Source organism: Halomonas sp. S3-1-1 (assembly GCF_023757625.1).
Lineage (GTDB): Bacteria > Pseudomonadota > Gammaproteobacteria > Pseudomonadales > Halomonadaceae > Vreelandella.
The window spans coordinates 1-21642 of the sequence record NZ_JALGBZ010000009.1; the positions used below are offsets into that span (position 1 = coordinate 1).

Annotated in this window: 19 protein-coding genes and 1 pseudogene; 9 read left to right on the top strand and 11 right to left on the bottom strand. The window is 61.0% G+C overall.

Annotated elements, in window-relative coordinates:
• Nucleotides 1–170: pseudogene (locus MQW23_RS18415) on the top strand (TrkA C-terminal domain-containing protein); the annotation flags it as partial.
• A gap of 54 nt (nt 171–224) precedes the next feature.
• On the opposite strand, the gene MQW23_RS18420 reads toward MQW23_RS18415, so the two are convergent.
• The 3 genes from MQW23_RS18420 to MQW23_RS18430 form a co-directional block, all read right to left on the bottom strand.
• Nucleotides 225–962, bottom strand: a complete 738-nt coding sequence (locus tag MQW23_RS18420) for an anti-sigma factor (RefSeq protein ID WP_252109682.1) — start codon at nt 960–962, stop codon at nt 225–227.
• The gene (locus MQW23_RS18425) at nt 959–1516 is read right to left on the bottom strand and encodes a sigma-70 family RNA polymerase sigma factor (protein ID WP_252109683.1); all 558 of its coding nucleotides are present in this window, start codon (nt 1514–1516) and stop codon (nt 959–961) included. The genes MQW23_RS18420 and MQW23_RS18425 overlap by 4 nt, the downstream gene beginning before the upstream one ends.
• Nucleotides 1517–1652: 136 nt before the next feature.
• Nucleotides 1653–2174: a DUF3455 domain-containing protein gene (locus MQW23_RS18430; RefSeq protein ID WP_252109684.1), complete on the bottom strand. Its 522-nt coding sequence runs from the start codon at nt 2172–2174 to the stop codon at nt 1653–1655.
• 258 nt (nt 2175–2432) lie between these two features.
• Between MQW23_RS18430 and MQW23_RS18435 the strand changes: the two genes are divergently transcribed.
• Nucleotides 2433–4424 (top strand): bifunctional 2',3'-cyclic-nucleotide 2'-phosphodiesterase/3'-nucleotidase, encoded by a 1992-nt coding sequence (locus MQW23_RS18435; protein WP_252109685.1) that lies wholly within the window; start codon nt 2433–2435, stop codon nt 4422–4424.
• A gap of 137 nt (nt 4425–4561) precedes the next feature.
• Here MQW23_RS18435 and gap read toward each other — a convergent pair whose 3' ends face one another.
• The gene (gap, locus tag MQW23_RS18440; protein ID WP_252109686.1) at nt 4562–5566 is read right to left on the bottom strand and encodes a type I glyceraldehyde-3-phosphate dehydrogenase; all 1005 of its coding nucleotides are present in this window, start codon (nt 5564–5566) and stop codon (nt 4562–4564) included.
• A gap of 280 nt (nt 5567–5846) precedes the next feature.
• On the opposite strand from gap, the gene pyk reads away from it, so the two are divergent.
• Nucleotides 5847–7310: a pyruvate kinase gene (pyk, locus tag MQW23_RS18445; protein ID WP_252109687.1), complete on the top strand. Its 1464-nt coding sequence runs from the start codon at nt 5847–5849 to the stop codon at nt 7308–7310.
• Between the two features lie 136 nt (nt 7311–7446).
• The gene (locus MQW23_RS18450; protein ID WP_252109688.1) at nt 7447–7935 is read left to right on the top strand and encodes a methylglyoxal synthase; all 489 of its coding nucleotides are present in this window, start codon (nt 7447–7449) and stop codon (nt 7933–7935) included.
• A 28-nt stretch (nt 7936–7963) separates the two neighbouring features.
• Here MQW23_RS18450 and cra read toward each other — a convergent pair whose 3' ends face one another.
• Entirely contained in the window at nt 7964–8941 is a 978-nt protein-coding gene (gene cra, locus MQW23_RS18455) for a catabolite repressor/activator (protein WP_252109689.1), read from the bottom strand.
• A gap of 193 nt (nt 8942–9134) precedes the next feature.
• On the opposite strand from cra, the gene ptsP reads away from it, so the two are divergent.
• From ptsP to pgi, 4 genes are all read left to right on the top strand, one after another.
• Nucleotides 9135–12023 (top strand): phosphoenolpyruvate--protein phosphotransferase, encoded by a 2889-nt coding sequence (gene ptsP, locus MQW23_RS18460; protein ID WP_252109690.1) that lies wholly within the window; start codon nt 9135–9137, stop codon nt 12021–12023.
• Nucleotides 12023–12991 carry a 1-phosphofructokinase gene (gene pfkB / locus MQW23_RS18465; RefSeq protein ID WP_252109691.1) on the top strand — a complete coding sequence of 323 codons (969 nt, stop codon included), beginning with the start codon at nt 12023–12025 and terminating at the stop codon, nt 12989–12991. The genes ptsP and pfkB overlap by 1 nt, the downstream gene beginning before the upstream one ends.
• Entirely contained in the window at nt 12988–14721 is a 1734-nt protein-coding gene (locus MQW23_RS18470; RefSeq protein WP_252109692.1) for a PTS fructose-like transporter subunit IIB, read from the top strand. The genes pfkB and MQW23_RS18470 overlap by 4 nt, the downstream gene beginning before the upstream one ends.
• 173 nt (nt 14722–14894) lie before the next feature.
• Nucleotides 14895–16553: a glucose-6-phosphate isomerase gene (gene pgi, locus MQW23_RS18475; protein WP_252109693.1), complete on the top strand. Its 1659-nt coding sequence runs from the start codon at nt 14895–14897 to the stop codon at nt 16551–16553.
• A gap of 371 nt (nt 16554–16924) precedes the next feature.
• Here pgi and MQW23_RS18480 read toward each other — a convergent pair whose 3' ends face one another.
• The 6 genes from MQW23_RS18480 to MQW23_RS18505 all read right to left on the bottom strand — a co-directional run bounded on the left by MQW23_RS18480 (nt 16925) and on the right by MQW23_RS18505 (nt 20450).
• Nucleotides 16925–17827: a hypothetical protein gene (locus tag MQW23_RS18480; RefSeq protein ID WP_252109694.1), complete on the bottom strand. Its 903-nt coding sequence runs from the start codon at nt 17825–17827 to the stop codon at nt 16925–16927.
• Between the two features lie 132 nt (nt 17828–17959).
• Complete coding sequence (locus tag MQW23_RS18485; RefSeq protein WP_252109695.1) at nt 17960–18586, bottom strand: LysE family translocator; 627 nt, start codon at nt 18584–18586, stop codon at nt 17960–17962.
• A 142-nt stretch (nt 18587–18728) separates the two neighbouring features.
• Nucleotides 18729–19271: a hypothetical protein gene (locus tag MQW23_RS18490; RefSeq protein WP_252109696.1), complete on the bottom strand. Its 543-nt coding sequence runs from the start codon at nt 19269–19271 to the stop codon at nt 18729–18731.
• Nucleotides 19272–19364: 93 nt separating this feature from the next.
• Entirely contained in the window at nt 19365–19688 is a 324-nt protein-coding gene (locus tag MQW23_RS18495) for a DUF6678 family protein (protein WP_252109697.1), read from the bottom strand.
• 195 nt (nt 19689–19883) lie between these two features.
• On the bottom strand, nt 19884–20246 hold the full coding sequence (locus tag MQW23_RS18500) for a GNAT family N-acetyltransferase (protein ID WP_252109698.1): 363 nt from the start codon (nt 20244–20246) through the stop codon (nt 19884–19886).
• A 27-nt stretch (nt 20247–20273) separates the two neighbouring features.
• On the bottom strand, nt 20274–20450 hold the full coding sequence (locus tag MQW23_RS18505) for a GNAT family N-acetyltransferase (RefSeq protein WP_252109699.1): 177 nt from the start codon (nt 20448–20450) through the stop codon (nt 20274–20276).
• Nucleotides 20451–20632: 182 nt separating this feature from the next.
• Between MQW23_RS18505 and MQW23_RS18510 the strand changes: the two genes are divergently transcribed.
• The gene (locus MQW23_RS18510; protein ID WP_252109700.1) at nt 20633–21565 is read left to right on the top strand and encodes a hypothetical protein; all 933 of its coding nucleotides are present in this window, start codon (nt 20633–20635) and stop codon (nt 21563–21565) included.
• Nucleotides 21566–21642 lie beyond the last annotated feature (77 nt).

A 21642-nucleotide genomic window follows, 5' to 3' on the forward strand; every position in this document is an offset into this window, starting at 1 on the left:
AGCTGCCCGAGGGCACCACCATCGGGGCGATGGTGCGCGGCAAGGAGGTGATCATCGCCCACGGCGAGGCGGTGGTGGAGAGCGGCGATCACGTGATTCTGTTCGTGATCGACAAGCGCCGGATTCGCGACGTCGAGCGGCTGTTCCAGGTCGGTTTGACGTTTTTTTAAGCGGCAAGCAACCAAAGCCGGCGGCGCGGCGCCGGCTGTTCAAGGCACGCTTGCTTAAATCTCGACTGCGCGGCCGATGTACTCGATAGGGCCGGTGGGCAGGCCCGTGGGCGAGCCGGTGACGTTTTCCAGCGTGAGCTCGAAAAGCTGGTTGTCCTCCAGCGGCGGCAGATTGTCGAGATTCAAGCGAATGGGCTCGCCGGGCTCGACCAGCCCAAGCGACACGGGCCGCTGCCAGTCGTCGGCCTTGGTCCAGAACTCCAGCGCCTTGCCTTCGGGCACCTCGAACGTGCCCAGCGGGATCAGCTCGATCTGGCGGCGGTTGGCCGCCTGCACCACCCAGCCGGCGGACTGGTTCTGCGGCGCCAGCAGCACCACCATGTACTCCGGCGTGGCGGGGCCCAGCGGCTGCAGCAGCAACAGCGCGGCCATCAGGATCGAGGCGGCAACGCCCACTCCGGACATCGCGCGCCAGAAGCCAAGGCGCTGCCAGGGGCTGGGCGCCTGGACGGGCGAGTTCGGCGCAGAGGCCGTGCTTGTCGGCGCCGGCGCGGAGCGGCGCTCGTCAAGGCTTCGCTGGATGCGCGGCCAGAGAAAATCGCTCGGGGTTAGCGGCTCGGTCAGCGCGTTGTAGGGGAAAAATCGCTCTTCCCAGTCACGAACCGCTTGTTGAAGGGCCGGGTCGTTTTCCAGGCGGGCCTCGAACGCTTGGCGCTCGGTAAACGTCAGCGTGCCGAGAACGTACTCTCCCGCCAGGGCGTGGTTGTCATCGTGTTGATCGATGGGGTTCATGCCAGACACTCCCTTAAACGCACCAGGCTGCGCTTGATCCAGGCCTTGACCGTGCCCAGCGGCGCGCCGGTATGAGCGGCAATTTCTGCATGGCTCAAGCCATCGACATAGGCTTGAAGCACACAGTTGCGGCGTTCGACGTCGAGCTCTCTCAAACATTCGTCCATTCGCTGGCCGGTTTGCCAGTCGAAGGCGTCGACGCTCTGCCCTTCCGGGCGCCTCACATCCTGCTGTTCGAGGGTATCCGGCTCGACCTCGTCATCACGTCTGCCGTGGCGTCGAATGGCGTTGAGCGCCAAATGACGGGCGATGCTGTAGATCCAGGTACGGGCGGCGCCCTTTTGGGGGTCGAAGGTATCGGCGCGCTGCCAGATCGCTAAAAAGGCGTCGTGCACGATGTCTTCAGCCATACCGCGCTCCTTGACGATACGCTGAACGACCCCGAGCATCCGTGCGCCTTCCTGGCGATAGAGCGCGTGAAGCGCTTCGTGGTCACCGTCGGTGCAGCGTCGTAGCGTCTCGGCGACATCGAATTCGTTGGTTCTCTCGGACACAGCCATGCTCCCTCGTGACGCGCCGGCTAATTTCCCTGTGCGCGGAGGTAGCATAACGAGTAAGGGCCCGCTAAACGAGCCCTTGATTCAACTGAGGCGGGCCGAACCCTCCTCTCTGCTTCTTGTGGCGCGAGAATTACTCGGCCATGAAGAAGTTGTAGTCTGCCTGGTAGGTGACGATGGCGGTTGCGCCTTCGTGGTCGGCGTTACACTCCATGTCCGGGGCGACGCCGCCTTCGGTGTTCAGGCGCTGAATGTAGGTGACGCCGGTCATCGCGCCTTCACCTTCGGCCGGGTTGGCCTCGACAAGCTGAAGCGGAATGTTGCCTTCGCCGTTATCGGCGGTCGCAAGCTGAGTACCGGTCACTTTGGAGCCGTCCAGCGCTTCCCACGTGGCGGGCGGGCCGTAGTAGCTGCCGACCTGGTTGCCGTCGCTGTCGTTGAGTGCGGCGCTCGGGCCCTTGAAGACCCACTCGACGTCGCCGGAATCGTTGGTTTCACATATGTATTTGATCGCGCCAACGCCGACGGTTTCGAGGGCGACGGTGTGGCCGTCCGGTACCTGGACGTCATCTGGCGTTTGCGCCAGAGCAGCGTGACTGAAGGATGCAATCAGGGCGGTAGCCAAGGTAGCACGCGTTAGCTGTTGAATAATCATTTCAGTCTCCTTAAAGGTTGTAGTCAGCCGCTTCATTCTTGACGGCTGTATAGGGGATACACACGAGCCTCCCGTTTGGATGCACTTTTTTTAAAATTTTTTTGGCGCGACGCGCGCTATCCGCTTTTGGGCCTTTTCTTTTATAGTCAAAACAGCGTCTTAACCCATCAAGAAAACAGCGCCGTCAACGTGGTGTCATGTTGCTTCGCTACGCTTGGAAGAAAACCTCACCGCCTGTTTTTACCTTTGGAGTCCCGCATGGCTTTACCCGAAACGCCGTACACCCTGTCACGCCGCACCTTTCTGGGCGGGCTTGCCGCCTCCTCCTCGCTGATACTGCTGCACCCTTTCGCAGCGTACGCTTCGCCCCGTCAGGCGCACCTTCGGCTAATGGAAACCACCGACATCCACGTCAACGTGTTGCCCTACGACTACTACGCCGACCAGCCCAACGACACCATGGGGCTTGCCCGCACCGCCTCATTGATCGACGCGGTGCGCGCGGAGTCCACCAACGCGATGCTGATCGATAACGGCGACTTCCTTCAGGGCAACCCGATGGGCGACTACATCGCCTACGAGCGCGGCATGCGAGAAGGCGACCGCCATCCGGTGATCGAGGCCATGAACGTGCTCGGCTACGACGTCGCCACCCTGGGCAATCACGAGTTCAACTACGGTTTGGACTTCATGTTCAAGGCGTTGAATGGCGCCAACTTCCCCTACGTTTGCGCCAACCTGACCCGCGGCGCCCTGGCGGCCAACCCGCGCAACGACGACCTGTTCCTGCGGCCTTATCTGATCAAGGAGAAGACCCTCATCGATGGCGCCGGGCGCACCAGTACCGTCAAGGTAGGCTTCATCGGCTTCGTGCCACCGCAGATCATGGTGTGGGACGAAAAGCATCTGGCCGGGTCGGCCAATACCCGCGATATCGTCGAGGCCGCCAACGCCTGGGTGCCGGTCATGAAGGAGGAAGGCGCGGACATTATCGTGGCGCTGTCACACTCAGGTATCGACGGGGCGCGCCCGAGCGAGCGCATGGAGAACGCTTCGCTCTATCTGGCAGCCGTCGAGGGAATCGACGCCATCTTCACCGGGCACCAGCACCTGATCTTTCCCGGGCCCACCGACTTTCAGAACATCGACGGGGTCGACCCGCAGCGTGGCACGCTGATGGGCAAGCCGGCGGTTATGGCGGGCTTCTGGGGCTCGCACATGGGGCTGATCGATCTACTGCTCGAACGCGACAGCGACCGCTGGCGCATCGTCGACTTCACCACCGAAGCGCGGCCGATCTATCACCGCGATGAAAGCCGCGAGGTGGTCCCCACCGTGACTTCCAGCGCCGCGGTCACCGCCGCCGTCAGCGAGGAGCACCAGGCCACGCTCGACTACATCCGCACGCCGGTTGGGCGCAGCGCGGCGCCGCTCTACTCTTACTTCGCGCTGGTCGCGGACGACCCCTCGGTTCAGCTGGTCGCCAACGCGCAGATCTGGTACATCAAGGAGATGCTGAAAGCCGGTGAGTACGCGGAACTGCCGATACTCTCCGCCGCCGCGCCGTTCAAGACCGGCGGCCGGGGTGGGCCCGACTACTACACCGACGTGCCGGCCGGCGATATCGCCATCAAGCACGTGGCGGATCTCTATCTCTACCCCAATACCATTCGCGCCGTGGCCATTACCGGCGCCCAGGTGCGCGAGTGGCTCGAGATGTCCGCTGGCATGTTCCACCAGGTGCCCGAGGGCGCCGAAGACGCACCGCTTCTCAACAAGGACTTCCCCTCCTACAACTTCGACGTGATCGACGGCGTGAGCTATCGCATCGATCTCTCGCAGCCCGCGCGCTACACCGCCGAAGGCGAGCTTGTAAGCCCGGAGGCGCACCGCATCGTCGACCTGGTCTTCGACGGCGCGCCGATCGACCCGGATCAGCGCTTCGTCGTGGCCACCAACAACTACCGAGCCGGCGGCGGCGGCAACTTCCCCGGCATCGACGCGGATGCGGTCATCTTCGTTGGGCCGGACACCAACCGCGACATCATCGTGCGCTATATCGTCGAGCAGGGAACGGTCGACCCGGCGGCGGATTTCAACTGGTCGTTCAAACCAATGCCGGGCACGACGGCGCTGTTCGACACCGGGCCCGGCGCCCAGCGCTACCTCAGTGAAGTAGCGCAAACCACCGACATCGAGGCCGCCGGGGACGGTGACAACGGCTTCGCGCGCTACCGCATCATGCTTTAAACGCGCCAAACGGCGCTTGGTAACGACAGCCTTCGAGCAAACGAAAAAGGGGCGCGGCGCCCATGGCGCCCCGCCCCTTTCTCATGAATGCCTGACTAACAGCGTGCCGCCCGAGGCTTGGCCTCGGGCCAAAACGATTACTGCGCCGCTTTGTGCATGGCCAGCGCCGTATCCAGCATGCGGTTGGAGAAGCCCCACTCGTTGTCGTACCAGGCCATGATCTTGACCAGCCGACCGTTGACGCGGGTGTGGTTGGCGTCGAAGGTCGAGGAGTTCGGGTCGTGGTTGAAGTCGATCGACACCAGCGGCTGGGCGTTGACCGCCAGCACTTTCGAGCTCGCCGCGGCCTTCTCGACGATCTCGTTGATCTCGGCCTTGGTGGTATCGCGGCCGGCGGTGAAGGTCAGATCCACCAGTGACACGTTGATCACCGGTACGCGCACCGCCAGGCCGTCCAGCTTGCCGTCGAGTTCAGGCAGCACCAGCCCGACCGCAGCGGCGGCGCCGGTCTTGGTCGGAATCATAGAGTGCGTGGCGCTACGCGCGCGGTAGGGGTCCGAGTGGTAGACGTCGGACAGGTTCTGGTCGTTGGTGTAGGCGTGAACGGTGGTCATCAGCCCGTTCTCGATGCCTACGGCGTCGTTGAGCGCCTTGGCCACCGGCGCCAGGCAGTTGGTGGTGCAGGAAGCGTTGGAGACGACGGTGTGCTCGGCGGTGAGGATGTCGTCGTTGACCCCAAACACGACGGTGGCATCGGCATCCGGGCTCGGCGCCGAAATCAGCACGCGGCTGGCGCCGGCTTCGATGTGCTTGGCGGCGGCGGCGCGCTTGGAGAAAAGCCCGGTGCACTCCATCACCAGTTCCACGCCAAGCGCCTTCCAGGGCAAGTTGGCCGGGTCGCGCTCGGAGGAGATCGCGATCCGATCGCCGTCCACGGTGATGCTCTCTTCATCGTGCTCGACGGCGAAGGGGAAGTGGCCGTGCACGGTGTCGTGACGCAGCAGGTGGGCGTTGAGCGACGCTTCGCCCAGGTCGTTGATCGCCACGACCTCGAAGCGGTCGCGGTAGCCGTTTTCGTAAAGCGCGCGCAGCACGTTGCGGCCGATACGACCAAATCCGTTGATGGCAATCTTGATGCTCATGAGACACCTCGTTTGGCAGATAAAAACCGCGTTTGAAGCCGGTCGAAAAAAGGGAAGAAGGCAAACAGCAACGACATCGCCAATTCAGTAAAAAAATTACAAAAAAGTGAAATATCCGCGTAATTAAAGCCGATCATGTCGCATTCAGGCGCTCTTCGCCGTTAGCCCTTCGAATATGTAGTAAAATTACTATAAAAACGTTATCCTGGTCCAATCATTAATCGTGGAATTCGGCCCGCTTTTTCGCCGCCCGGCGAGCGCCGTTCAGGAGACGCCCCCAATGAGCAACAACGCCCCCGCCCTTCCCCTGCGCCGGACCAAAATCGTTGCCACGTTAGGCCCCGCCAGCGACCGCCCCGGCGTGCTCGAGGCGATGATCGAGGCGGGGGTCGACGTCGTGCGGCTCAACTTCTCTCACGGTGCAAAGGAAGATCACCAGCGCCGGCTGGAAGCGGTGCGCGAGATCGCCGCGCGCCTGAACAAAAGCGTAGCAGCGCTCGGGGACCTGCAGGGCCCGAAAATCCGCATCGCCCGCTTCAAGGATGGCCCGATCAACCTCAAGGTCGGCGACGCCTTCGTGCTGGACATGGCGCTGGATAGCCAGCAAGGCACCACCGAGCGCGTCGGCTGTGACTACAAGGCGCTGATCGATGACGTTGCCCCCGGTGATCGGCTGCTGCTCGACGACGGGCGCGTGGTGCTCGACGTGAGCGCCATTCAGGGCCAGCAAGTGCATACCACGGTGCACGTGGGCGGCAAGCTCTCCAACAACAAGGGCATCAATAAGCAAGGCGGCGGCCTTTCCGCCCCAGCGCTGACCGAGAAGGACAAGGAAGATCTGAAAAGTGCGGTCGAGATCGGCGTCGACTACCTGGCGGTGTCGTTTCCGCGCAGCGCGGCGGACATGATCGAGGCGCGCGAGCTGCTCGGCGAGGCCGGCCGTGAAATCGGCCTGGTGGCCAAGCTCGAGCGTGCCGAAGCGGTAGCCGATGACGAAACGCTCGACGGCATCATCGAGGCAAGCGAGGCGGTCATGGTCGCCCGCGGTGATCTGGGCGTGGAGATCGGCGACGAGGCGCTGATCGGCACCCAAAAGCGCATCATCAAGCACGCCCGTTCGCTCAACCGCGCGGTGATCACCGCGACTCAAATGATGGAGTCGATGATCGAGTCGCCCTTGCCCACCCGGGCCGAGGTGTTCGACGTTGCCAACGCCGTGCTGGACGCCACCGACGCGGTGATGCTCTCCGCCGAAACCGCAGCCGGCGAGTTCCCGGTGGAAACCGTCGAAGCGATGGCGCGGGTATGTCTGGGCGCCGAGCGCGAGCGTCTGGCCCAGTCGTCGAATCACCGCATTCACGAAGGCTTCGAGCGCATCGACGAAACCATTGCGCTATCGGCGATGTACGCCGCCAACCATTTGACCGGCGTGCGCGCCATCGCCTGCATGACATCGACCGGCTATACGCCCCTGATCGCTTCACGCATCCGCTCGGGGCTGCCCATCGTGGGCCTAGCCCACAGCCCCATCGCGCAGCGGCGCATGGCGCTTTATCGCGGCGTGGTCTCGATTCCTTTCGATACCTCCAACATGGAGGCCGCCGAGGTCAATCGCGAGGCGCTGGCGCTACTCAAGGCCCACGGATTGGCGCGCGCCGGCGAGCATGTCATTCTTACCCGCGGCGATCACATGAACGCCCACGGCGGCACCAACACGATGAAAGTGCTCGCCCTGGAGGAGTGATCCGTTAAACGACCCCGTCTTGCCCTGGTTTGTTAGAACCTGGCTTGATTAGAACCTGGTTTTAATAGAACTGGTCTTGATTAGAGTCTGGTTTAAATAGAACCTGGCTTGATTAGAAAAAGAACAGGAGTGATTCATGTCTGATGCGCGCCCACCCCGCCAGGCCTCGCGCACGCTTTCCGCTCAAAAGCGTATCGCGCTGATTGCCCACGACGGCAAAAAAACCGAGCTGATGGAGTGGGCGACGCGCTGGCAGCAGACCCTGCGCCGGCATACGCTGCTGGGCACCGGCACCACCGCCGGGCGGCTCAAGCAGGCGCTCGGCCTGGAGGTCGAAGGGTTGATGAGCGGCCCGCTCGGCGGCGACCAGCAGATCGGTGCGCGCTTGGCCGAGCAGCGCTTGGACATGCTGATCTTCTTCTGGGACCCCTTTGCCCCGCAGCCCCACGACCCGGACGTCAAAGCGCTCTTGCGCCTGGCCGCGCTCTGGAACGTGCCGGTCGCCTGCAACGCGGCCAGTGCCGATTTCATGCTCTCCTCACACTACATTGACGAGGAGTACGCGATGATGATTCCCGACGCCGAGGCCTGGGCCCAGGCCCGCGCGCCAGAGCGGGCCGAATGACCCGTCCAAGCTCCTTTCTTTCCAGCGCCTAACGGGTGCGCAGCTGACGCGGCACTACCTGCTGACCGGCGTCCGCGCGCCCTTCGATCGCATCAAGTGCGCACTCCAGCACTCGCCTGGCCATCGCATCGTGATCCTGAGCGACGGTGTTGACCGGCTGGGGCAGGAAATCGAGCAGGCGGTGGTCGCCGAAGGTGGCGAGCCTGACGCACTCGGACAGCCCGCCTTTCGTCAGATAGTGATCGAACACGCCTTCCAGCAGCGTATACGAGGCGGTCACGATGGCATCCACCGGAGCGTTTTCCCGCTCGAACGCCGCCAGCAGTTCGGCGCCCTCGCCGCGCTCATAGCGGCTGGCGCAGAGTATCTGCCCCTCTATTTCGCGCTCGGCCAGCGCGGCCTCGAAACCGGCCCGCCGGTCGCGGCTGATCGAAAGCCCGGGCATCGCCTCCATCCAGAGAATCCGCCTGGTCGCCTCATTGATCACCGAGCGGGTCAGCTCGCGCGCCGCCTCGAAGTCATCGCTCACCACGCTTGAAAAGCGCGCCGGCGACAGCCCCCGGTCCACCCCGACGATGCGCGCTCCGTCACGGGCAAGCTCCGGGTAGAACGCATCGTCCTGGCTTAAACAGCTTGCGGTGATCAGCACGTCGCAGCGCCGGGCGCGCAGCGCCAGGGCGAGCTGGCGCTCGCTTTCCGGGCAGTCGTCGGAGCTGACCACCAGCAGCTGGTAGCCTTTCTCGCGGGCGCCGCGCTCCAGGCGCTTGGCCAGGCGCGCGTAGCTTGCGTTTTCCAGATCCGGCACGATCAGCCCAAACACCCGGCTCGCTCCGCGCCGCAGCGCCGCCGCCTGGGGGTCGACGTGATAGCGGTGCGCTCGCACCACGCTCATCACCTTCTCGATGGTCGCCGCGCTGATGCGCCGCTTCTCCGCCTGGCCGTTGATCACGTAGCTTGCGGTCGTCCGCGAAACGCCGGCCAGACGTGCGATGTCGGCAAGTGTCATGTCGTGTCCTCACAATGAGCCGTTGAGTGTATCAGCGCCTTGACTAAGCCCCTATTGACTAAGCCCCTACCAACGTCTAAAAACACACCCCTTGTACCTTCGGGTGAATCGTTTCAGCATAGCGTCATCGAGAATAGCATTACGCGAAGGTGAGGTGTACGCACCGCGCCTGCCCGCTTTACAGGAGAACTCAATGCTCACACTTGGCCCTCACGATATCCTGCCGGGTTGCCAGGCAAGCGACTGGCACGCCGCGCTTGACGCCGCCGCCGATGCGCTGATCGAGGCGGGGCTGGCCGCCCCCGGCTACCGTGACGGGCTGCGCGCCCGCGAAGCCCAGTCGTCGACCTACCTGGGTAACGCCATCGCCATTCCCCACGGCACCCCGGACAGCCGCGAGCACGTGCGCCAAACCGGCGTGCGCGTGCTGCAGTTTCCGGACGGCGTCGAGTGGCACGACGGCCACCGCGTCCACGTGCTGGTGACCATCGCCGCGCAAAACGACGAGCACCTGAATATCCTGCGAGCGCTTACCCACGTGCTGGACCGCGACGGCGTGGCCGACGCCCTGGCAAGCGCCAGCTCGCGCGAAGAGATCGCCGCGCTGCTCGCCAAACAGGTGCCGACTCCAAAGCTCGATAGTCAGACGCTGTGCCTGAAGTTTCCCGCCCAAGGCGTCAAGGAGCTGGCGCTGGCCGCCGCGGCCAGGCTCTACCAGGGCGGCCTGGTGGACAACGCCTTTATCACCGCGATCGCCGAGCAGCCGCCGATATGGCTGGGCGATGGCTACTGGCTGACAAGCCACGCCAGCGCCTCCCTCACCCCGGCGCTGGCGCTCGCCACACCGGCAGACGCAACGCTTGAAGACGACGGCCACCCGGTGCACGCGCTTTTCTGCCTGGCGGCCAACGCCGACTACCATTTACCGCTCCTGGCACAGCTCGATACGCTGCTGGAGAGCGTCGAGAGCCACACCCTGGCCGGCGCCGATACCGCCCGGGCGCTTTCGCTGCTGGCCGGTGAAAATGCCGCCACGCCGACCCGGCGCGTGCGCGTGCTGAACCCCCACGGCCTGCACGCCCGCCCGGCCAAACAGCTGGTGCAGGTGGCGCGCAGCCAACCCGTGCCCGTTCAGGTGCGTCTCGAAGAGGGAAGCCCGGCCAGCGTTTCGGCGGCGAGTTTGACCAAGGTGATCGGCCTGGGTGCCCGGCGCGGGCAGTGGCTGACGCTCTCTGCCACCGGCGAACGCGCCGAGGCCGCGCTCGAAGCGGTGGCCGGCGCCATCGAAGCGGGCCTGGGCGAGAAGGTCACGCCTTTTGATGGCGGTATCGCCGCCCCCGCTGCCGTCGAGCACGAGGAGAAGGCGGTGCCCGCGCTTGCACCGGATACGCCCCACCAGGGCGTGGCCGCCTCCCCCGGGCTTGCGATCGCCCCGATCTTCGTGCTGCGCGCGCCGCAGTTCGACTACCCGGAAAACGCCGCGGATGCCGACATCGAGCGCGAGCGGCTGTGGCAAGCGATCGAGCAGAGCAAGGCCCAGCTTGGCACGCTGGTGCGCAACGCCGCCGGCGGTGACGTGGCCGACATTCTTTCGATGCACGCCGAAATGCTCGACGACCCGGAACTTCATCACGCCGCGAAGGACGCGATCGCCGAGGGGCGCTCCGCCGAAGCGGGCTGGTGGGAGGCGATCGACACCGCCGCCCACGCCCAGGAAATGCTGGCGGACCGGCTGCTGGCCGAGCGCGCCGCGGATCTTCGCGACGTAGGCCGCCGCGTGCTCAGCGTGCTGTGCAATTTTGAGCTTCCCGAGCCGCCGGCGCACCCCTACATTCTGGTGACCGAGGATGTCGGCCCGTCGGACGTGGCGCGCCTGGATACCTCGAAAGTCAAAGGCCTTCTGACCGAGCGCGGCGGCGCGACCGCCCACAGCGCAATTCTGGCACGCGCGCTGGGCATTCCTGCGGTGGTGGGCGCCGGTCGCGCGGTAATGGCGCTGGGTAACGCCAGCATGATGATTCTCGACGGCGACCGCGGCCGTGTGACGCCTTCGCCTTCCGAGGAGCGCCTGAGCCGCGCCGAGCAGCAGCTGCTTGATCTTCAAGCGCGCGAGGCCGACGCCTGGGAGCGGCGCTTCGAGCCCGCCCAGACCCGCGACGGTCACCCGGTTGAAGTGGCCGCGAACCTTGGCAATACGCTGCACGCCGAGGACGCGGTCGAGCGCGGCGCCGAAGGCGTGGGCTTGCTTCGCACCGAGTTTCTGTTCATGGCGCACTCGAGCGCCCCGGATCTGGCCACCCAAACCGCCGAATACCGCCAGGCGCTCGAGGCATTGGCCGGGCGCCCGCTAGTGGCGCGCACGCTGGATGTCGGCGGCGACAAGCCGCTGCCCTACTGGCCGGTGCCCCAGGAGGACAACCCGTTTCTGGGCCTGCGCGGCATTCGCCTGGCGCTGACCGAGCCGCACGTGCTGGAAACCCAGCTGCGCGCGCTGTTAATGGCCGCCGCCCCGGACGCTCAGGGCAACGCGCGCCCGCTTCGCATCATGCTGCCGATGGTCAAGGACGTGGCCGAGTTTCGCGCGGTTCGGGCGATCTTCGATCGCCTGCTGACCGACATCCCGGAAGGCGAGCGCGCCTCCAACGTGCAGCTTGGCGTGATGATCGAGATTCCCTCGAGCGCGCTGCTCGCGCCGAGCCTGGCCGCCGAGGTCGACTTCTTCTCGATCGGTACCAATGATTTGACCCAATATACGCTGGCGATCGACCGCGGCCACCCGGCGCTTTCCGCCGACGCCGACGGCCTGCACCCGGCGGTGCTGCGCCTGATCCAGATGACCGTCGAGGCCGCCCACGCCCGGGGCAAATGGGTGGGTGTGTGCGGCGAGCTCGCCTCCGATGCCGCCGCCGTACCGGTGCTGGTGGGCCTTGGCGTCGACGAGCTGTCGGTCACCGCCCGCCAGGTACCGCTGGTGAAAGCGCGGCTTCGCGAGTTCGATCTCGATGAGGCCAAGCGCTGCGCTCAGCTCGCGCTTTCAATGGCGACGGCGGGTGACGTGCGCGACGCGCTGGAGGCGAACTGATGGCGCGGATCATGACGCTGACGCTCAACCCGGCGCTGGATCTCGCCTTCGCCCTCGACGAGCTTGCGCTCGGCGCGGTCAACCGACCGCATCAGGCCCAGCTCGACGCGGCCGGCAAGGGCGTCAACGTGGCACGGGTGCTGGCCGGGCTCGGCCACGAGGTGATCGTGGGCGGCTTTCTCGGCGCCGATAACGACGGCCCGTTCGAGCGCGCCTTCGAGCAGCTGAAAGTAACGGATGCGTTTTTGCGCGTACCCGGCGAAACCCGCATCAACGCCAAGCTCGCCGAAAAAAGCGGCCGGGTCACCGACGTCAACGGCCCCGGCATCGCGGTGGACGCAAACGACATCGCCGCGCTAATCGCCACGGTGGAAAACGCGCACCAGGCCGCGCCGCTGGACGCGCTGGTGCTGGCCGGCAGCTTGCCGCCAGGGCTCGACCTCGACGCCTTTGATGATCTTTTACGCAGGCTCAAGGCCACCGGCGTGGCGCTATGGGTCGACACCAGCAATGCGGCGCTCGAGCGCGCCATCGACATCGCCCCGGCGGCGGTCAAGCCCAACGAGCTCGAGCTTGCCGACTGGGCGGGTGAGCCGTTAGACACCGCCGAGCAGCGCCTAAAGGCGACCATTCGCCTGCACCAGGCGGGTATCGATCAGGCGCTTCTCTCCGCCGGCGAGCACGGCGTAACCTGGGTCAACGCCCAGGGCGCCTGGCGCGCTACCCCGCCGCGCGTTCGCCCGGTCAACACCGTGGGCGCCGGCGATACGTTCGTGGCCGCCATGCTGCACGGTTTGCTGAGCGAGTGGCCCCAGGAACAGACCCTTCGCTTTGCAACGGCGCTTTCCGCGGAGTCGGTGCGCCACCCAGGCGTTGGCTACCCCAATGCCCGCGACTTTTCAACCCTGGAACAAGAGACTCACGTCGAGCGCCTGCACGCCGGTAGTCCCGAGGGAGCCTTTCAATGAACGTTATTCTGATCACCAACTGCCCAAGCGGCATGGCGACCACCTTTCTTGCCGCCCGGCGCCTCGAGCAGGCCGCCAAGCGGCTTGGCTGGCAGGCTCACGTCGAGATGCACGGCGAACTGGGCCCGGTCGAGCGGGCAAACGGCGAACAAATCGATGCCGCCGACCTGATCGTGGTGGCCGCCGAGCACGTGCCTGAGCCGACCCGCTTTGAAGGCAAGCGGCTCTATCACGGCAGCATTCGAGAGGCGCTGCCCGACCCGGCGGCGTTTCTCGCCACCGCCAAGCGGGAGGCGCCGCTCTACGCGCCGACGCCTGCCGCCGCAGAGCCCAATGAAAGCGCCGATACGAACGCCAAGCACATCGTGGCAGTTACTGCCTGCCCCACCGGCGTTGCCCACACCTTCATGGCCGCCGAGGCGTTAAGCGAGGCGGGCCGCGCGCTTGGCCACGTGATTCGCGTGGAGACCCAGGGCTCGGTCGGCGCCCAGGACCAGCTCACTGAGCAAGAGATCGCTGCAGCCGACGTGGTGATCCTCGCCTGCGATATCGAGGTCGACCCTACGCGCTTTGCGGGCAAGCGGATCTATCGCACCTCGACCGGCACGGCGCTGAAAAAACCCCAGGTGACCATCGAAGCGGCGCTGGCAGATGCCAACGTGGAAAACGGCGCGGCCGCCCCCGCCTCCAGCCAGACCAAAAGCCTCAAGGAGAAAGGCGTTTACAAGCACCTGCTCACCGGTGTGTCGTTCATGCTGCCGATGGTGGTGGCGGGCGGGCTGATCATTGCGCTGTCGTTCATGTTCGGTATCGAGGCGTTCGAGGAACCCGGGACACTGGCCGCCGCGCTGATGCAGATCGGCGGTAGCGCCATGGGGCTGATCGTGCCGGTGCTGACGGGCTATATCGCCTACTCCATCGCCGACCGGCCGGGCATCGCGCCGGGGCTGATCGGCGGGATGCTCGCCGCCGACATCGGCTCCGGCTTCATCGGCGGCATTCTCGCCGGTTTTCTCGCGGGCTACGTGGCGCTGGCCCTCACCCGTGGCGTGAAGCTTCCTTCGAGCGTGGAGTCGCTCAAACCCATTTTGATCATTCCCTTCGTGGCGAGCCTGATCACGGGGCTGGTGATGGTGTACATCATCGGCGAGCCGGTTGCCGCGCTGCTGGCAGCGCTCGAGAACTATCTCGAGTCGCTGGATTCGACCAACGCGGTCATCCTCGGGCTTTTGCTGGGCACGATGATGTGCGTGGACCTTGGCGGGCCTATCAACAAGGCCGCTTACACCTTCGGAGTGGGCCTGATTGCCTCGAACACGCTTGGCCCGATGGCGGCGGTGATGGCCGCGGGCATGGTGCCGCCGATCGGTATGGGGCTGGCAAGCGTTCTGGCACGCTACAAGTACGCGCCCGCCGAGCGTGAAGCGGGTAAGGCCTCCTTCGTACTCGGGCTTTGCTTTATCAGCGAAGGCGCGATTCCCTTCGCCGCCAAGGACCCGCTGCGCGTGATTCCCTGCTGCATCGCCGGCGGCGCGGTCACCGGCGCGCTTTCGATGCTGGTCGGCGCCAAGCTGATGGCACCCCACGGCGGTATCTTCGTGCTCTTGATCCCCGGCGCGATCACCCCGGTACTGCTGTACCTGGGCGCGATCATCATAGGTTCGCTGATCACTGGGGTGAGCTACGCCTTCCTGAAGCGCGGCGCGGCCCAGGTGGCCGTCGCAAGCTAGCGGATTAGCTCGACGCAGGTGACACAAAAAGCGCCTTAACGTGTTTTATTACGTTAAAGGCGCTTTTTTTTGGCGCGCACGTTGCCAACCCTCGCCGGACATATAGTATTTTTACATCATAAAAAGATCTGCGCTTCGCCGCACTCTGCCTCAACAAAAGGATCCGCCGTTCCATGTTTCAGCTTACCCGCAGCGTTACCTGGCAGGCCCTCGAGCGCCTGCGTGATAAAACCCATAACGACCGCATTCGCGACTACTTTGCCAAGGACACGCAGCGCTTCGAGAAGATGAGTTTGCGCGTCGGCGGGCTGTTTCTGGACTACTCCAAGCATCATGTTTCCGACGAGGTGCTGACCAAGCTTTTGGAGCTTGCCGACCACTCCGCGCTGGTGCAGCGCCGCGCGCAGATGTTCTCTGGCGATATCATCAACGTCACCGAAAACCGCCCGGTGCTGCACACCGCGCTTAGAAACCCGGGCGACGAGCCGGTGTACGTGGACGGCGAAGACGTGATGCCCGAGATCACCCGCACCCGCGAGCAGATCAAGCGCTTTTCCGAAGCGGTGAGAAGCGGCGAGTGGAAAGGCTACAGCGGCAAGCCCATCAAGGACGTGGTGAACATCGGCATCGGCGGCTCGGATCTTGGCCCCAACATGGCGGTGCGCGCGCTGCTGAAATACCGTCACCCGGAGATGCACTTTCACTTCGTCTCCAACGTCGATGGCACGCATATTCAAAAGGTGCTGTCGCGCCTCGACCCGGCCACCACCCTGTTTATCGTCTCGACCAAGACCTTCTCCACCCAGGAAACACTGCTGAACGCCAAAACCGCCCGGCGCTGGTTTCTGGAAAACGCCGGGGAGGACGCGGACGTGGGCGCGCACTTCATCGCCGCCTCGACCAACCGTAAAGCGGCGATGGAATTCGGCATTCGCGAAGAGAACGTGTTCGAGTTCTGGGCCTGGGTGGGCGGGCGCTACTCGATGTGGTCATCGATTGGCCTGCCGATCGCGCTCTCCATCGGCTTCGAAGGTTTTATCGAGCTTTTGGAAGGCGCCCACGAGATGGATCGCCACTTCATCGAGGCGCCGTTTGCCGAGAACATGCCGGTGCTCATGGCGCTGATCGGCATCTGGTATATCAATTTCATCGGCGCCGAAACCCAGGCCATCGTGCCCTACGATCAGGCGCTCAACCAGCTGCCCGCGTTCTTGCAGCAGCTGGATATGGAGTCCAACGGCAAGTCGGTGGATATCTTCGGCCACCCGGTCAACTACAAGACCGGGCCGATCGTGTGGGGCCAAACCGGCTCCAACGGCCAGCACGCGTTTTTCCAGCTGCTCCACCAGGGCACGCGCTACGTGCCGATCGATTTCATCGCTTCACTCAAGCCAGAGCCCGGCATGGAGGAGCATCACTTCGCGCTTCTGACCAACATGCTCGCCCAGGCCAACGCCTTCATGGAGGGGAGCCAAGGCCAAGGCCAGGAACTCAGCCAGGACCCCTACAGCTGCCCCGGCAACCGCCCCTCCAGCACACTGTTACTCGATGAGCTAACGCCGAAAAACCTCGGCGCGCTGATCGCGCTTTACGAGCACAAGGTGTTCGTCCAAGGGGTGATCTGGAACATCAACTCGTTCGATCAGTGGGGGGTGCAGCTCGGCAAGCGTATTGCCGGGGAAATCAGTGAGCGTATTGATACTAATGCGGCGGATTTTGATGCCTCGACCCAAGGGCTTCTGGAGCTGGTGCGGGCGCATTTTCCGGGTGGTAGTGCTGAAGAGAATGGCCAAGCTGAAAGAGGTAAGAAGACGGCCAAGAAGAAAGGCTAGAAAGCTTTAGGCTTCGCAACAAACAGGTGGTAAGCACAAGCCTTGGCTTAACAGCCGAGGCTTTTTTGAATGAGCAGAGCGGATGCTATAAAGGCTATAAGCGCCGGTTAAACCGCTTCCATCCAGTACTGGGTAGATGTTTCACCGCACCTTGTAAAACTCAGCCGCTCGTATAACGCGGTGGCATGACTCTGCTTTAAAACACGAAGCCGTAAAGGCATACCTGCCGCTCGTGCCTTTTTCAATTCCTCACGCACAACGAGCGTTCCAATGCTCTGCGCTTAATGTTTGAACTCAGGATTTAACGCTTGCAGTTGCGGCAGGTACGGAGCGCAGCGGAGTACACTGTCCGACAACCTGCATTTGTTAAATCACTTCTTAGAATCAAATAATCCGCCTTGGACAGCTCTCATTCCAGGAATGACTTCATAGACCTCAAGTATATCGTACCAGACATGAATTATTTCTCCGTCGTAACCAAAAGCGATATCCTCTTTCAGCTCAGCTCGAATGGAGTCACCAGGATTTACAGGAATATCCCCAGCCTGAAAACTAACCAACCATGGTATATCCGAAACCTTTGCCTCAATAGCATGACCATTATATCTAAAGGCCCATTTTGACTTACCCAAATAGTCAGGTTTTTTGACTTTTAATATTCTAGCGCCTTGAGTCGTATGAACCTCTTTTGTAAGCCAATCAGAAATCACTTGGGACGAAATGGCAAGTTGTCCGTTAAAACGAGCGTCGCCAACAACCGAGCGATACTCAATATAGTCAAACTCCTCAAGAGAGCTCATTACGTTTTGAATTTGCTTTATATGATTCAGAAGATCTTTACGGTTGATTGAGCCGTAGGCAGGTATTCTCTTCACCTTCGTGGACTCAGCAGCTTCCTCTATCTGATCCTCCAATTCCTTGATATCATCCATATCCTCAAGACTTTCCTTGGCCTCGCACCATTTTACAATTAGGTATTTCGCTTTAAGCAAAAAGTGCCCAAGAATTTTCTTTAGTTCAAGGTCTTTAAGCGCATCATCGGGAATTTCCTTCAGGGTTTCGCCGAGTTTGGCCCGTAACGAACCAGTGTATACATCCTCAAGGATGACTTGGGGCTCATAATAAGGACTGATCAGCTTTCCTAGATCGCGATCCAAATTATTCAGCGCATCGATCATCCCACCCATAGCATGAAAGACTCGTGAGGGATCCCCTTCAGATTTACGAAAATCTAGGTAGAGTTCGTAATCATAGTCGCTTACTGATGAAGTCACCTCACGATCCCTCTCTGTTCATTACTTTTATATTTAACGCCATGCTCAGCGGCGCGCGTAAGCGCGTCCGGTGGAGGCCCGAAAGGCCGGAACGAACTGTAGCTATTTGTTAGGCAAGCCCGCTACTCGACACTATAGCTTTGCTCGAAGTAGGTTCAAACCAAGACCTATATACAAACACCCTGTGACTTTGCCCACAGCTGCGGATAAACGTGTATTTGACCTTAAGGTGTCTGTGAAGCTGGCTGCAAACGCAACCAGTAAAAGACACCAAAGTGTACCGCCTAGCACAAATATACTGCCTAAAAACAGAAAGATACTGGAGCCGTTGTCACTCTCAGGCGCCACAAACTGCGGCAGGAACGCGAGAAAGAAAATAGCAATTTTGGGGTTTAGGAGGTTGGTGAGAAATCCCTGACAAAAAATCTGCGAACGCCTTTGAGCCGACAAACCAGAAGACGCAGACAGTTTGTGGTTACTGCGCAAGGCTTGAATGCCGAGGTAGATCAGATAGGCAGCACCTGCGAATTTTACCACCGTAAACGCTAGTGCTGAGGTCGCCAATATTGCAGAAAGCCCGATCGCTGCAAACAGGGTGTGTACCAAAACTCCAGTGCTCACACCGAATACCGATACCGCACCCGCCAGATGTCCTTGAGATACCGTTCTGGCTAAAACGTACATGGTGTCAGGCCCCGGAGTAATCCAGAGCAGAAAGCTTGCACTCAAAAACAGCCATAAATCATGAACATCTAGCATCCATGCCTCCCAGATAATCTGCCTAACGCCCAATTAAGGGGTGAACAACTCCACCACCCAACTTAAAGCATTGTGCCATAAACACTAAAACTGAAGTAGAAGCAAAAGTGCCAAGCGTTGTGAATCCCTCTTAAATTGCTTGTTAGGCATCTTTTGCCGATTGGTACTCTTTAAGTTGAATTTCAACCTCACTTTGTAGCCAATTTTCAGTGACCCCCATTTTTTCCCACACTTTCAAACTCAACTTTTCCACTGCGTGATCCGCAATTTGGAAAATACAAACCAGTTCCTGAAGCTCATTAATCATTTTTGTACGACCTTCTGTATCTGACATATACATTGCATAATCATAGAAGAAGTCGTGTGCTAGCCAGTTGCGCTTTTTGAGAGTGAGTTCTAGATGTGTTACTAATTCATGAGGTAAGTCGACTTTTTGCTTAACTTGCCCCAAAAGACGACCAAATGTGTGGGAATTTAATCCGTCATATATTTCTAACCACTCTTCTTGACTTAATACTGAATTGTCGACGACTTTATAACCCATAGCAAAGTTTACTAGGGCTTTTTCAGCACACTGTGCATTGAAGGAGGCTAATCCAAAAAAGGCAAAAACTTCTTTTTCGTCACGCAATTCTGGTTCTGGAATTGGCTTTAACTCACCAATATTTATATCACCAATTTTCACAACAACCCCTTGATGCCTAACGCCGCTAAGCACGCGCGGTTATGGAATGGAGGCAAAGCCGCAATGCAGTAACCGTCGCCGTGTCTTGCATTGTTAGAGCCTCCGATAGCCAATCACTCGCACAGAGGTCTCGTAAACTTCAGTTTCAAATCCAATGTGACGGCAAATCTCTACAACCTCAGCCAAGGTTAGCCCTTCATCTTTAGCCCTCGGCTGCATTTCACACCACTCTATAAATTTATGCTCACCTAGGCGGAAATGATAGGTCCAGTCGCCGTCCCAGCCATCCAGAGGATAAACAAAACCATTGGTGGCCTGAGTTTTCCAGTAGGGCGCCTCATGCCCATAGCCAGACATTATTTTCTGTAGCTCATTCCACTTGGTGTTATTGGCCAAGCCCACAAGTTGCTGACTCATCATTAGCTCTAACAGTGATTATATACCCGGCTGCATAACCTCAATGAACGTGCTGGCGCGTTCATTGAGGTTATCTAGCCGCTCTCTTCAAATCTACCTCATTGATCCTATTGCTAGCAAAGAAAATTTTGGCTGCCTATCCAAAATTTGCGTGCCTTCTCGCTTTGGCTGTAGCACATGTGATTGGGGCTGCGATCATCGTCCTATCTCCATGTGTGTGCATGAAAGCCAGAGCGCTATTGAATAGCTGCGAAGCTGGCTCAGTAAGTGTTTGAGATGTGCACACGCTTCTGGCCACTCTCCCCTGCGCAGGCTATACATCACCGTGTCACGAATGGTGCCATCGCGACGCAGCTTGTGCCCGCGTATCACACCATCCTTTTTCGCGCCCAAACGCTCAATGGAACGTTGGCTTGCGTAGTTGAAGTTGTCGGTGCGCCAGCCCACCACGTAACAACCCAACGTATCGAACGCATGTGTTAACAGCAGCAGCTTGCAGGAGGTATTGATATGGGTACGCTGCGCGCGTTTGGCATACCCGGTGTGGCCAATTTCCAATCGTTTTTCCTCAGGCAAGATATCGTGCTAACTGGTCGTGCCCAGCACGGTACCGCTGGCTTCATCTATAACGGCAAAAGCAAAACGGTGGCCTGCCTCACGGTCTTTCAAGGCAGTTTCAATAAAGCCGCGTGTTTCATCAGGTGAAGGCACCGGTGTGACGCGTAGATTCCATAACTCGCCATCGGCGGCTGCGGCGCGCAAGCCCACTTCGTGGTCGTGCGTTAGTGGCTCAAGTCTTACACCGTGCGCAGCAAGGATGACGTGGTTAACGTAAGTTATATCTTTCCAGTTCCCTGGCAGTGGGGAAAACGATTGGCCCTGATCTTATTAAAGTTAACATCGAAATAGTCGATAGATTCTATTAATAAAAAGAGGGCTCGGCCATGAAGATCGGATTTTCCAACCTGATGATGATCAATACTCGCCGTGAGCCTTCAGCCGGGCCGATCGCGGCGCGGGTAACAGGCCAACCCCTGTCAGTGGCTGCTCTCAACACGGACGACCCTCAGACTAAACGGCTCAAGAAACAGAAAGAAGCGTTTGAAGCGCTGGCGTCGCTGCCAAGCCCCAAGGAATCGGCGATGCAGAATGCGTCGCAAAAGGTGGGCTTTTTGAAGCAGCGGTTGGAGTCGCTGAAAGCGATGATGCGCTTTGCCTCGCCGGAACAACTCAAGGCCATGGCCAGTGAACTCAAATCGATTGCCCGGGAGATGGGTGCGGCGGCGCGCCAGCTTAGCGGTGCCGGCGGTGGCGCAGGCGCCGGCCCCACCACGACGCCCACGGTCAACGCAGCCCAAAGCGGCCACGCCAGCGTATCGGTGCCGCTCGACGCAAACGCGCAAAGTGAGGTAAGCAGCGTCGAGAGCGATATCAACGCCGCCAACGCGACGCTCGAAAGCGCCGAGGCAACCACCACCGAGGAACCCACCAGCGACAGCGAGCAACTTGAAGCGCAGGAGCAGGAACGAAAGGAGTCGCTCGAGCCATCGGATGTGTTAACGCAGGCGCCCTCTTTCGCGCCGCCAGGCGCCGAACGTACCCCCACCATTAGCGCAAGCGAACACGCGCTACGCTCGATTCTGACCGATGCGAAAAAGGCGTTTCAGGAGGCGGTCAGCGAGCTAAAGATCTACCTGCACGAGGAGCAGAAAGAGGCACGCCGTGAACTCAAACAAGCTGAAGAAGAGATGGACAAGGTCGACCATTCGCTCGCCAAGGCAGAATCCCAGGCGCTCTACTCGACCCTGGGCCAGCTGCTGCCGACCTCGACAGCCAATGTAGCCACGGCCGCGGTCAGTATCGATATAAAGGTGTAGCGACGCCATCGCGCATCAACGGCCACACCCCGAAGCGGGACGCTCTCACCGCACTCCGGGGTGTGGCCGTGCCGCTT

Excerpts from the sequence above, each read along its gene's own strand:
- MQW23_RS18510 (WP_252109700.1), top strand. The coding sequence starts at position 20,633 with ATGAAGATCGGATTTTCCAACCTGATGATGATCAATACTCGCCGTGAG.
- MQW23_RS18430 (WP_252109684.1), bottom strand. The coding sequence starts at position 2,174 with ATGATTATTCAACAGCTAACGCGTGCTACCTTGGCTACCGCCCTGATT.
- MQW23_RS18435 (WP_252109685.1), top strand. The coding sequence starts at position 2,433 with ATGGCTTTACCCGAAACGCCGTACACCCTGTCACGCCGCACCTTTCTG.
- cra (WP_252109689.1), bottom strand. The coding sequence starts at position 8,941 with ATGACACTTGCCGACATCGCACGTCTGGCCGGCGTTTCGCGGACGACC.
- pgi (WP_252109693.1), top strand. The coding sequence starts at position 14,895 with ATGTTTCAGCTTACCCGCAGCGTTACCTGGCAGGCCCTCGAGCGCCTG.
- MQW23_RS18450 (WP_252109688.1), top strand. The coding sequence starts at position 7,447 with ATGTCTGATGCGCGCCCACCCCGCCAGGCCTCGCGCACGCTTTCCGCT.
- pyk (WP_252109687.1), top strand. The coding sequence starts at position 5,847 with ATGAGCAACAACGCCCCCGCCCTTCCCCTGCGCCGGACCAAAATCGTT.
- MQW23_RS18485 (WP_252109695.1), bottom strand. The coding sequence starts at position 18,586 with ATGCTAGATGTTCATGATTTATGGCTGTTTTTGAGTGCAAGCTTTCTG.
- pfkB (WP_252109691.1), top strand. The coding sequence starts at position 12,023 with ATGGCGCGGATCATGACGCTGACGCTCAACCCGGCGCTGGATCTCGCC.
- MQW23_RS18420 (WP_252109682.1), bottom strand. The coding sequence starts at position 962 with ATGAACCCCATCGATCAACACGATGACAACCACGCCCTGGCGGGAGAG.
- gap (WP_252109686.1), bottom strand. The coding sequence starts at position 5,566 with ATGAGCATCAAGATTGCCATCAACGGATTTGGTCGTATCGGCCGCAAC.
- MQW23_RS18495 (WP_252109697.1), bottom strand. The coding sequence starts at position 19,688 with ATGAGTCAGCAACTTGTGGGCTTGGCCAATAACACCAAGTGGAATGAG.
- ptsP (WP_252109690.1), top strand. The coding sequence starts at position 9,135 with ATGCTCACACTTGGCCCTCACGATATCCTGCCGGGTTGCCAGGCAAGC.
- MQW23_RS18470 (WP_252109692.1), top strand. The coding sequence starts at position 12,988 with ATGAACGTTATTCTGATCACCAACTGCCCAAGCGGCATGGCGACCACC.